At 58.7% G+C, this 12,097-nt stretch carries 11 protein-coding genes; 5 read left to right on the top strand and 6 right to left on the bottom strand.

The genetic code is table 11. The features are described 5' to 3' along the window. The first annotated feature begins 2 nt into the window (after positions 1-2). From PMI03_RS01120 to PMI03_RS01100, 5 genes are all read left to right on the top strand, one after another. Positions 3-764 (top strand): ABC transporter permease, encoded by a 762-nt coding sequence (locus PMI03_RS01120; RefSeq protein WP_141685911.1) that lies wholly within the window; start codon positions 3-5, stop codon positions 762-764. Further along, positions 743-1,531 (top strand): ABC transporter permease, encoded by a 789-nt coding sequence (locus PMI03_RS01115; RefSeq protein ID WP_007689029.1) that lies wholly within the window; start codon positions 743-745, stop codon positions 1,529-1,531. Before PMI03_RS01120 ends, PMI03_RS01115 begins: the two co-directional genes overlap by 22 nt. Before the next feature lie 10 nt (positions 1,532-1,541). Then, positions 1,542-2,492: an ABC transporter substrate-binding protein gene (locus PMI03_RS01110; RefSeq protein WP_007689027.1), complete on the top strand. Its 951-nt coding sequence runs from the start codon at positions 1,542-1,544 to the stop codon at positions 2,490-2,492. Next, entirely contained in the window at positions 2,489-3,466 is a 978-nt protein-coding gene (locus PMI03_RS01105; RefSeq protein ID WP_007689025.1) for an ABC transporter substrate-binding protein, read from the top strand. The genes PMI03_RS01110 and PMI03_RS01105 overlap by 4 nt, the downstream gene beginning before the upstream one ends. A gap of 157 nt (positions 3,467-3,623) precedes the next feature. After that, complete coding sequence (locus PMI03_RS01100) at positions 3,624-5,570, top strand: FAD-binding monooxygenase (protein WP_007689023.1); 1,947 nt, start codon at positions 3,624-3,626, stop codon at positions 5,568-5,570. 45 nt (positions 5,571-5,615) lie between these two features. Here the strand turns inward: PMI03_RS01100 and PMI03_RS01095 are convergent, their stop codons facing one another. From PMI03_RS01095 to PMI03_RS01070, 6 genes are all read right to left on the bottom strand, one after another. Beyond that, positions 5,616-6,293: a GntR family transcriptional regulator gene (locus tag PMI03_RS01095; protein WP_007689021.1), complete on the bottom strand. Its 678-nt coding sequence runs from the start codon at positions 6,291-6,293 to the stop codon at positions 5,616-5,618. 136 nt (positions 6,294-6,429) lie between these two features. Continuing rightward, on the bottom strand, positions 6,430-6,918 hold the full coding sequence (locus PMI03_RS01090; protein ID WP_007689019.1) for a VOC family protein: 489 nt from the start codon (positions 6,916-6,918) through the stop codon (positions 6,430-6,432). A gap of 193 nt (positions 6,919-7,111) precedes the next feature. Next, complete coding sequence (locus PMI03_RS01085) at positions 7,112-8,677, bottom strand: sugar ABC transporter ATP-binding protein (RefSeq protein WP_007689017.1); 1,566 nt, start codon at positions 8,675-8,677, stop codon at positions 7,112-7,114. Positions 8,678-8,756: 79 nt separating this feature from the next. Then, positions 8,757-9,854, bottom strand: coding sequence for a sugar ABC transporter substrate-binding protein (locus PMI03_RS01080; RefSeq protein ID WP_007689015.1), 1,098 nt, complete (start codon positions 9,852-9,854; stop codon positions 8,757-8,759). A 35-nt stretch (positions 9,855-9,889) separates the two neighbouring features. Then, positions 9,890-10,858, bottom strand: a complete 969-nt coding sequence (locus tag PMI03_RS01075; RefSeq protein WP_007689013.1) for an ABC transporter permease — start codon at positions 10,856-10,858, stop codon at positions 9,890-9,892. Between the two features lie 78 nt (positions 10,859-10,936). After that, the gene (locus tag PMI03_RS01070; protein WP_007689012.1) at positions 10,937-11,680 is read right to left on the bottom strand and encodes an SDR family NAD(P)-dependent oxidoreductase; all 744 of its coding nucleotides are present in this window, start codon (positions 11,678-11,680) and stop codon (positions 10,937-10,939) included. Positions 11,681-12,097 lie beyond the last annotated feature (417 nt).

Below are 12,097 nucleotides of genomic sequence, written 5' to 3'. Positions count from 1 at the left end.
ACATGGCGAGCACACGATCCCCACTCTTCGCTCCCGCGATCAGTTTCGGCACCATCGTCGGGGTGCTGGCCGTGATGCAGGGGCTGATCATGGCCGAGGTCATCAATCCCTATATCGTACCGCTGCCCACCGATATAGCGGCGAGCCTCTGGCGGGTAGTGGTTGAGGAAGGCATTCCCGGCCGTTTCGCGGTCACGGTCGGCGAGACCTTGGCCGCCGGCCTGCTTATCCTGCTCGTCGGCATGCCGATCGGCCTGCTGCTCTACCGTTTTGGACGACTGCGCCTCGCCTTCGAGCCCTGGCTCGCCGCGATGGCGGCAGCGCCGCTCGTACTCGCCTATCCGCTATTTCTGGTGCTGTTCGGGCGCAGCTCGCTGACGATCATCGTCATCGGCTTCGCCGCCGGTGTTGCGCCCGTCGCGCTGAAGACCATCGAGGGCTTCGCATCCACTCGGCGCGTGCTGATCGATGTCGGCCGCAGTTTCCGGCTGACGCCTGCCCAGGAATTCCGAAAGATCCTGCTGCCGGCGGCGCTGCCGCAGATTTTTGTGGGATTGAGGCTCGGCCTGATCTTCTGCCTGATCAACGTCGTGGGTGTCGAGTTTCTGATCAATCTCGGTGGACTCGGCCAACTTATCAACGATCTCGCCGAACGCTACGACCTGCCCGGCACCTATGCCGCGATCTGCTTCGTGGTGCTCGTCAGCATCCTCTTCTTCGCCATTCTCGATCGGGGTGAAAAATGGCTGCAACGACGCGGATAATCGACACTCAAGGGCGGCTCGATCTAAGTGTTTCGACCATTCGTGTGATCGGCGCTCTGGTCCTGCTCGGCATCTGGCAGGGGCTGGCGCTCTCCGGCTTCTTCTTCCGCGACGTGGTGCCGCCACTGCAGAAAATCGCCTACGGTCTGATCGCCCTTTTCGCGAACGGAGCCTTCTACGCCAATCTCACCGTGACCGGTGGGGAACTGGCGCTGGCGCTGGTTATCGGCAGCCTTGCCGGCGTGCTGGCCGGCCTACTGCTCGGCGGCAGCCAGGTGATGTCGGACGCCTATGAAAGCTGGCTGAGCTATCTTGGGCCGACGCCGAAGATCATCCTGTTTCCGGTGATGATCATGCTTTTCGGCGTGGACGCCGGCTCCAAGGTCGCGATGGGCGCAGTATCCTGCTTCTTCCCCATCGCCATCAGCGTTGCATCCGGCATACACGGCGTCGATCCAACGCTGCGCCGTGTCGGGCGTTCGTTCCAGGCCAATGCCTGGCAGGTGTTCCTCAAGATCGAGCTGCCCGCCATGACGGCAACGCTGGTCAACGGTTTCCGGCTCGGCTTCGGTGTCGCGATGATCGGCGTACTGCTGGCGGAGACCAAGCTCTCCAACCAAGGCATCGGCTTCATGATCATCAACGCCTACACGCGGTTCGACATGCCGCAAATGTACGCCCTGCTGATCGTCACCATCGCCTTCGCCGCTGTCGTCAATGCCTTTGCAGTGCGTATGGCGCGACGTTTCGGCGCGCGTGCAATTTGAGGAGAAAGCCATGCTTGAATTAAAACAAGCGCTTTTCGCTCTTCTAGCCCTGGCTTTCACCGGTGCGGCGCAGGCGGAAGAGCTAAAGCTTGCAATCGGACAACGTGGCGCCTGGGATACGGCCATCGCCGAGCTCGGCAACCGCGCCGGCATCTTCAAGAAGCACGATATCGACCTGCGGATTCTCTACACGCAAGGCGGCGCGGAGACCCAGCAGGCCGTTCTCTCGCGCAGCGTCGATATCGGCATCGCTGCCGGCACACTGGGCGCGCTCAGCGTTGCGGCGAAGGGCGCACCGCTCAGGATCATCGGTGGTGAGGCGACCGGCGTCAGCGAGCTTTACTGGTATGTGCCGATGGCCTCGCCAATCAAGACAGTGAATGACATGGCTGGGCATACCGTCGGCTATTCGACCAGTGGCTCCTCCAGTCACACGCCGCTTCTGCTCTTGGCGAAGGAGCACAAGATCGACATCCAGCCTGTCGCGACCGGCGGCCTTGCGACGACGCTGACGCAGGTGATGTCCGGCCAGATCGATGTCGGCTGGGCGGTTGCGCCCTTCGGCCTCGACCAGCTCGACAAGACCATCCGCATCGTTGCCCGCGGCAGCGATGTCGCCGCGACCCGGCAACTGACGACGCGGGTGCTGATCACGCATGCCGAGGTCCTGGCGCAAAAGAAGCTGACAATCGAAAAGTTTCTCGCGGCCTATCGCGAGACGCTCGACTGGATGTATGCCGACCCCGCGGCGATCAAGATCTTCGCGGAGTTCGCCGGCATCAGCGAAAGCGCCACGAAACGTACGCGCGCCGAATTCTTTACCAAGGCGGCGCTCGATCCCGGCACGATCACCGGTTTGCCGGCGATAATGGCCGACGGCGTCCAGTTCAAGTTTCTCCAGGCCCCGCTGACGCGCGAGCAGCTTGCTCAGATCATCCAGATAGAGAGGAAAGCACCATGAAACGTCGCGATATCCTGCGCCTGATCGGCGCTGCTGTGCCAGCCATTGCCCTGGGTTCGAGCCGGGCACTGGCTTCCGAGGACAGTTTCAAACTCGCCATCGGTCAGCGCGGCAACTGGGAGAATTCCGTCTGCGAACTCGGCCAGAACGCCGGCTTCTTCAAAAAGCACGGCATCACGCTTGACCTGCTTTACACGGAGGGCGGCGGCCAGACCCAGCAGGCGGTGATTTCCGGCAGCGCCGATATCGGCATCGGCGTCGGTACCTATGGTGTCATGGGCGCCTTCGCCAAGGGTGCGCCGTTGCGGATCATCGGTTCGTCGATGACCGGCGCGCATGATCTTTATTGGTACGCCAAGGCCGATGGCCCGATCAAAACGATCAAGGAGGCTGTCGACAAGACGGTCGCCTATTCGACGAACGGTTCATCGACCAATCTCGTTGTCCTGGGGCTGCAAAAGACACTCGGCATCCAATTCAAGCCGACGGCGACGGGCAGCCCAGCCTCGACCTTCACACAGGTGATGTCCGGCCAGATCGATGTCGGTTGGAGTTCGCCGCCTTTCGGCGTCGCCGATGTCGATGCAGGTCGCATCCGCATCGTCGCGCGTGGCAGCGACGTGCCGCAATTCGCCAACCAGTCCGTGCGCGTGATGATAGCCAATGCCGCCTCATTCGAGCGTCGGACGGACGCCTATGGCCGTTTCATGAAGGCCTATCGGGAAGCTCTGGATTGGCTCTATGCGGACCCGGCGGCGCTCGACGCCTATGGCGCATGGGCAGGCGTGACACCGGCGCTCGCCAAGCGGGTGCGAGATGAGTTCTACCCCAAGAAAAACCTCGCACCAGACAAGGTCAATGGCCTTGACGAGTTGATGGTCGACGCCGTGGCCTATCGTTATCTATCCGCCGCGCTGCAGCCCGATCAAGTTAAGAAGCTGGTCGTGGCCGACGCTGGGGCACTGGCACCTTAATAGGAAAAGGGCGATCCAAGCTGAGCGGGGATCGGCGGTACACGGCGCTTATTCGATAATTGACAGTATACTGATGATATGTATACTGTCTAATTATGTTCTTTGCAGCACGGCCAGGAGCACTTTCGGCACTCCTTACGATTGAAGGCAGATATCCATGCAATTCCATCTCAATGGGTTCCGCACCGGCGATCCCGCTATTTCAGAGCCACTCGGACAACACATTATTGCGGACACGGTGTCTCTTCCCGACGAAGTCGATGTTCTTATCGTCGGGTGCGGGCCGGCAGGCCTCACTCTCGCGGCACAGCTCGCGGCTTTTCCGGCGATCAAGACGCTGATCGTGGATCAGAAACCCGGCCCGCTGGAGCTCGGGCAGGCAGACGGTATCGCCTGCCGCACCATGGAGATGTTCCAGGCCTTCGGTTTCGCCGAACGGGTGATGAAGGAAGGATACTGGGTCAACGAGACCGCATTCTGGAAGCCCGACGAAGTGCTTCGGGAGAGGATCGTCAGGCAAGGCAGGGTTCAGGACGTGGAAGACGGGCTCTCGGAATTCCCGCATCTGATCCTGAACCAGGCACGGGTGCACAATTTCTTCCTGGATGTCATGCGCCAATCGGCGGCACCGCTAGAGCCGGCTTATTCCCGGCGGCTTCTCGACCTCCAGACAGATGCCGGCCAGGGCACATCAGGCCACCCGGTGACTGCGCGGCTTGAAAGGATCGACCCAGCGCACGAGGGGCAGATCGAGACCGTGAAAGCCCGCTACTTGATCGGCTGCGATGGAGCCCGCAGCACCGTTCGCAAGTCCATCGGCCGCAGTCTGCGGGGGGACTCGGCCAATCACGCCTGGGGAGTCATGGATGTCCTGGCCGTGACCGATTTTCCCGATATCCGTCTGAAAGCGCTGATCCAGTCCGCCGGAGAAGGGAGCATCGTACTCATTCCGCGAGAAGGCGGCTATCTGGTCCGCATCTATGTCGAGTTGGACAAGCTGAACGAGAATGAGCGCGTTGCGAACCGGAAACTCACCGTCGAGGATCTGATCGGGGCGGTGGGCAGGATCCTTCATCCGTATAGGTTTGAGGTGAAAGAAGTCGCCTGGTGGTCGGTCTACGAGATCGGCCAGCGCCTCTGCGACAAGTTCGATGACGTGCCGGAAACCGAGGTCGGGACCCGGCTGCCTCATATCTTCATCGCCGGCGACGCCTGCCATACCCACAGCCCGAAGGCGGGCCAGGGCATGAATGTCTCCATGCAGGACAGTTTCAACCTCGGCTGGAAGCTGGCCGCTGTTCTCCAGGGCCGGTGCGCGCCTGAACTCCTGCACAGCTACTCGGACGAGCGCCAATCGATCGCCAAGGAGTTGATCGAATTCGACCGCGAGTGGGCGAAAATGCTCAGCGCGCCACTCAAATCCTCGCCTGAAGGCGATGGAGTCAATCCAGCGGAGATCCAGCAATACTTCGTCAGGCATGGCCGTTATACTGCCGGAACAGCGACCCGCTATGCGCCATCCCGCCTCACCGGCAAACCGACACACGCGCATCTTGCTCGGGGATTGGAGATCGGCACGCGCTTCCTCTCCGCTCCCGTTATCCGTCTGGCGGACGCCAAGCGCATGCATCTCGGCCATGCGGCTTTAGCGGACGGTCGCTGGCGGCTCTACGCCTTCGCGGGTACCGAAGATACCGCTGTATCCGGCTCGCATCTGCACGCCCTGTGCCAATTTCTTGCGCAATCGCCCGCCTCACCCGTCAGGAAATATACGCCGAGCGGCTCGGACATCGATTCCGTGATTGATCTGCGCGCAATCTTCCAGCAGAGCCATCACGAACTCGCCCTCGAAGATATGCCCGCCTTGCTTCTGCCGGCAAAGGGCCGCCTTGACCTCCGCGACTACGAAAAGATGTTCTGCGCCGACGTAAGGAGCGGAGACGACATTTTCGACATGCGCGGCATTGACCGGGCGCGCGGCTGCGTCATTGTCGTAAGACCCGATCAATATGTGGCGCATATTCTGCCGCTCAACGCTCATTCCGAGCTGAGCGCATTCTTCGATGGCTTCATGATCCAGCCAAGCTCCATTGGTCCGGCCTGACAAGCGGCACCTTCGTCGCAGACCCCAATCGGCGGTCTGGTAACTCTACAATACCTTCAGCACGGCATTGGTGGTGCGTGTATAATGTTCGATCAGAGCATTGCACGCCATGTCAGCATCCCGTGCCAGTGTCGCATCCAGAATGCGCTTGTGTTCCAGATCGATATCCCGTGCCAGATTGCCACCCTCCGCCCGGGCTGCGCGCACAGCGCGATAGCGCTCCGACTGATCAAACAGCAGCCTGGCGAGATGGAGCAACCAGGCAGAGCCCGAAGCCGACAGCAACACCATGTGGAAATTACGATGCGACGCCACCCACTGTTCGGTACCTGTTGCCCCGACCAGCGGAATCTTGTTGCGGGACATGATGTGATAGGCAGACAGGATGCGCCCCTCCCACTCCACCGAACCCAGTTCGATCGAGCGGCGAAGCGCCTTCGTCTCGACCATGATACGGGTTTCCAACACATCAATCACTTCAGACGCATCGATGGGCGCTACACGGAAGCCCTTCTGGCTTTCGGCCACGATCAGGCGCTCGCTGGACAGGCGCGTCAGCGCCTCGCGTAAAGGACTGATCCCCACGGAATACTGCTCTCGCATCCAGTCCGATCGCAGCGTCATGCCAGGTGAAAGCTTACCCGATATGATATCTCCACGGATCCGATGATAAACATCTTCGGCGATTGTCTGTTTTCCGCGAGCTGTGTCAGCATCTTGCATAAGAGTCTCACCAGATTTTCATTGCATTCCGGGGAGCTCCTCCCGGTGAATAGGCTACCTATGCCCTACCCCGCGTTTGTTTCCTAGGGAGAGAATACGGTAGCCTATGTCAAGACCGCATTGATACAGCCGTATTTTAGAAATTCTGCTCACGAATGCGGGCAAACATGTCCTTCACGGCAGGATCAACAAAGAGAATTTCGGTGATCACTCCCGTATCGCCGTCATGCTCATAGTAGTTGAAGCGGGTGTCGCCGAAGCTGCCCTTCTGGACGGCGCGATAGCCGCGCTCATCCATCATGGCAGCAGCCGCGTCGAAATCATCAACCTCGAAGCCTAGATGATGAACGCCACCTTCCGGAAATTTTGCCAGATATTCGGAATAGGTGCTATTCCCCGATATGGGCTGCATCAATTCGACCTGAATGTCGCCCATGTAGCCGAAGGCAAGCGCGTAGCTCATCGTCTCCATGCGCCCACGGTACCAGGACTCCTTGAGATTCGGCGGCAGGGTCATGAATCGTCCCGTACCAATCTTGGCCGTCATGGCCCTCAGCGCAGCGTCCATGTCGGGGACCACAATCCCCATCTGGAAAAACCTTCCGATCATTTTTGGTTCTGACATTTCAATATCCTCCCTTTGCGTTTCGATAACAGGGTGCGCGGATGGCGGTTCAAGCCGCGATCGACCAACATTTGCGCACCGCCAACCTCGTTCACGTCGATCGTCACGACATGAGCGCCCTATCGCGCAGGGGCGAGCACATGCGCATGCCCCGCCGCGCCTGTTGCGATGGCTACCTCGTCTTTCACGCAGTTCATTGGAAACCTCCACCTCGGCTTGCGAGATTGGACCGATGAGGCTGATGGTGATCGTCACCACCGTCGACCCGTATGCCATTCATCGCCGCCACCAGATTATGTTCGGTCAACTGTTCTCCCGACAGTTCACAGAAAGTCGTGCCGTCCACGAAGATTATCACCCGGTGGGCAATGGCCACGTAGTCGGCCGGGTCAGTTGAATGGAAAAGGATCACGCGCGGCTCATTCAGGAGGTCATGGATAATACCGGCAATCTGCCGCTTGGCGTTCACGTCAACACCGCGCATTGGATCGTCGAGCAAGAGCAAGGACGGCCGCGCCTCGAGCCAGCGGGCAAAGACCACCTTCTGCTGGTTGCCACCCGACAATTCTCCGACTACCTGGTCGATGCTCGACATCTTGATGCCGATCGTCTTGCCTCTTTCCTCGGCGCGGTTGCTCTGATGGCGCGCACTTGGCAACAGGCCGTCTCGGCCGAGTGACAAGCTGCGGACTGCCGATATGTTGTCTCGGATCGACTGGCGCAGTGTCAGACCTAGTCGTTTGCGGTCAGCCGGAAAATAAGCGACGCCCGCCTGCACGGCCGCAGGTGTATCGGGTCGCATGACCTGCCCGGACGGCAGCGAGATCTTGCCCGACTTCAGCGGCAGGCGCCCGAAAAGCAACTGGAACAAATCTTCCGGCCCTGCACCCACATGGCCGGCGATACCGACGACCTCCCCACTCTCAGCGCGCAGCTGATCCACTGAAAGTCCACTGCGCGTCGTCGCGTCGGCGATTTCGAGCGCAACCAATCCGGCTCCCCGCTCCTTGCGAAGCGGGGCAACCGTTGCCGCAGCAGGCCTTGAGCCAAGCATTGCCTCGACCAGTTCTGGAACGGTCGGCCGCTCTTTGCGGGTCTGAAAGTTTATGCGTCGACCATCGCGCAGAACGGCAAAGTCGTCGGCGATATCCAGGAGGTGTTCGAGAAAATGGGAAATATAGATGATCGCAACACCACCCTCGCGCAGCTTGCGAATGACATCATGCAGGCGCTCCGTTTCCGCCGGGTGCAGTGCCGAAGTTGGCTCGTCGAGAATGAGTACGCGGGGATTGCGCAGCAACGCTCTGGCGATCTCAACCAACTGACGATCCGCCAGAGAGAGCTCTTGGACCTTGATGTCCAATGGCAAGGTCAGGCCGAGTTCCATCAGGGTTGCAGCAGAAGCACTCTGCAGTGCTGCGTCATGCATGCTACCGGTCTGACCAGGAACCAGAGCCAGGTTTTCAAGGATAGTCAACGCCGGGAAGAGGTTCAGCTCCTGTGATACAAAGCCGATGCCGACGGCCCATGCCTCTTGCATCGAATTCATGAGGCAAGGCTTGCCATCCAGCAGGATCTCGCCCTCGCTGGGGCGCAGGCTGCCCGCCAGTATCTTCATCAAGGTCGATTTTCCGGCGCCATTGGCGCCAATCAGTCCCAAGACTTCGCCCTGCTTCAATGAAAGAGAGACATCGTCTAGAACCTGCACAGGCCCAAACGACTTGCTGACACCGCGCGCCTCGAAAACGATCTTTTGCATGGCTTCCCCGCCTCCAACCAGTCATTCAGATTGAAAAGGACGCACGCGTGGCGCGCCCTTTCCCAGTTTTCAGTGGCGATTAATCGGGTGCCTTGTCGTAATCGGCGGTTGCTGCTGTCTTGCCGGCAGCTACGTCGGCCAGCACCTGCTTGATGTCCGCATCAAAGTAAGCGCGCAGGCCCTTCACCGGCTCTTTCCAGCCCTCGACAAGCTTTCCGACATTCGCGGCATCGATGATAGTTGGAGGCAGCACGACCCAACCCTTGGGCATGGGCTTCTTGTCATGCAGGGCCATCGCGGTGAGATATGTTGAGAAATAGGCCTGCAGATAGTGGTTGGAAGGCACCGAGGCCGGAATGACGCCGCGCGCAACCGCATCGCGAACCTCCGCGGGCGCATCGAACGCAACGGAGGTTGCCTGCAACTTGTCATCCTCGATGATCTTGGCGATGTTCTGCTGACCGGCCTCACAGGCATCAATGAAGCCCAACGCATCCCGGTTGGCCTGAACGGCCTGGTTCCAGTCCACGAAGTTCCCCGAGCGGTCCGGCTTGGTTTCGATGGTGGGCAGAATGCTGACTTTTGGAAGTACCTTGGCCATGCCCTTGCGGAAACCTGCAATCCGGTTTTCCAGCGTAGCAAGACCCGGAACGCAAAGACCGACGACAAATTTCCCCTCGATTTGCGCTGCGGGCTTGCCGGTGCGGGCCTCCAGCACCTTCGCTACTATTTTGGCGCCAGCCATGCCCTGCGCCTTGGGATCGGCCGACACGAAAAGAGAGCCGGCAAAATCCGGGGTCGGTGCGGCGTTGGTCCAGGTCACTGTGATGCCCTGCGCCTGAGCATCTTGGGCCGGCTGCACGAACAGGGCAGAAGCGACATTGGTGACAATCATGCCATTCGGCTGTGTTTGCGCTTCTCGGGTAAAGATGGTTGCTTGCTGCACCGGATCGAAATCGGATGGACCGACGACACGCAAGTTTACCTTGAAAGGCAGGTCGGCAACCGCTGCTTTTGCTCCCGCCACGATCTCCGTGTGCCATTCATTGGCGGTGAAGGCGCCGACATAGGAAATACTGATGGGGTCTTCGGCAAAAGCACTTGCCGCAGATAGCGACAGGGCCAATCCCAGGCCAATGGCCGAGGCATGCATAGTCCAACGGTTACGATTTTTCATGTTTCCCTCCCAAGAAACGATGATGTTGCACGGAGTTAATGAGCGCCTACCATGCGACGGCGTTTCAGAATTCGATCCAGTGCTATGGCCAACACGATGACGACACCCGTGATGAAGCGGCCATAATTCGGATCGACACCAAAGAAGACGATGCCGGACTGAATGATCGAGATGATCAGAACCCCGAGTAGTGCCCCGACAAGCGTACCGGACCCGCCCGCCAGCGACGTTCCGCCGATGACGACCGCCGCAATGACCTGCATTTCCTTCTGGATACCAAGCCCCGGATCGACCGCCTTGAAGTAGGCCATGGTCAAAACGCCCGACAAGGCACACAGGAAGCCCATGATCGCCATCGCAATGATGCGGACGCGGTTGAGGCGAATGCCGATGAATTCCGCAGCGCTGCGGTTCGAACCGATGGCACGCACCGTTGCCCCGAAACGAGACCGGTACAACACGATGTGCATGACGATACCGATGAACAGCATGACCCAGGTCGGTGCCGGCAAGCCAAGGAACTCGCCTCCGAATATCACGAAGAACAGGTGGTCCTTGGGCAGTCCGAACACCGGGTGCGCGCCGGAGATAATCAGATTGAAGCCGAGAAAGACCGACTGCGTACCAAGTGTGATGATGATGAGCGGCACGTCGAGAAGGATGGTGAGCCACGCGTTCATCGCCCCCAGAAAAATGCCGAAGGCAAGCGCCGCGAGCGCTCCGAGCCAAGGATCGTAGCCGGCTTTGATCATCAGTGCTGCGAGCATCGCACAAACGGCGTAGATAGCTCCGACTGAAAGATCAATCTCGATCATGGCAATCAGATAAACCATGCCGAAGGCCATGATTGCGACGAAGGCACCATCACGAAGGATCGATTTGATGGACCCGAGCGAAAACAAAGCCGGATTCGGAAGACCGACCAGCAAGATCAGAATTACAAGGCCAAGAATAAGCCCGATCTCGTCAACGGCGAACACGCGCCGGACCATGGTTCGAACCATCGTCCTCCCCTTTATGATAAGTGTGGATTGGATCGGAGGAAGGACGCGGCGTCTTTTTGCAGCCGCGTCCCGCATTCCTCAGACGAAGCGCCAGCCGCCGTCGACCAATAGTGTCTGGCCCGTGATGAAGGCAGCATCGTCGGATGCGAGGAAGGCCATCGGGCCTACCAGGTCCTCCGGAGTTTCCGTGCGCTTGATTGCTTGCTGCTGGGCCAAGGCGTCGAACCATTGTGCATGCGGGCCTGCCGCAGTCGTTTCGGTCTTTACAAGACCAGGTGCAATGCAATTGACGGTGATGCCATAAACACCGATTTCCGTCGCCAGTCCGCGCGAGAAGCCGATCAGGCCGGCCTTGGAGGCGGTATAATGCGAGTTGTAGGCAATGCCCGAATGGAAGGTGGTCGAGGAGACCGAAATAATGCGGCCCCAACCCTTATCCTTCATTTTTGGCAATACCGCTTTGGTCAGATGAAAGACTGAGTCGAGATTGATCGTCAGAACCCGCTTCCATTCCTCGAACGACATTTCCTCGAAGAGAGTTGCGGGATAGATCCCGGCATTGTGGACAAGGATATCAGCGCCGCCGAATGTCTTGTCGACCTCTGCACCCATGGCGGCGATGGAATCGCCGCTCGACATGTCGCAGCGGATTGCCAGCGTCTTGACGCCTTCTTTTTCGACAGCACCAGCTGTCACGGATCCATCAGCGATATCGGCGATCACCACATTGGCGCCTTCCTGCGCCAGACGCAGGCTGAAGGCACGGCCGATGCCATTTGCACCGCCGGTTACGATCGCAGTCTTACCTTTGAGTCCTCTCATGACCCAACTCCTCCCATTAATAATTTCAGTGAAAGCACGGACAGCACGGCTCCTCTTCCTTACTGCCCGACCATATTCTAGATAAAATCCATAATCACGATATTTTCCAAAATCTGTACTTTTACGGAAATAATGTCAAGCGACTCATTAGAAGCGAGACGAAGCCTTCCGTTCGATCGAGATCGAAGAACAGTATTATCTATATATATCAGTTATTTAATTCTCAAAATTGAGTAGCCGGAAATCACGCAACGGCAAATCTGCAGGTTCCGGTACAACTTCATAACGCGATGATCATCAAAAATGGATGCATGCTGCGTGCTCTTTCCAGGCGGTTTTTTTGTTTTTCGATTTTATTTTGGAAAAATCTTGCATTTTCCAAAAAATGGATAAACAGTTGGCCACGGGAGCCGGGCG

Origin of the sequence: Rhizobium sp. AP16 (assembly GCF_000281735.1) — a bacterium.
In the GTDB taxonomy this organism is placed as follows: domain Bacteria; phylum Pseudomonadota; class Alphaproteobacteria; order Rhizobiales; family Rhizobiaceae; genus Rhizobium; species Rhizobium rhizogenes.
This window is presented reverse-complemented; position numbering and strand designations above follow the sequence as displayed.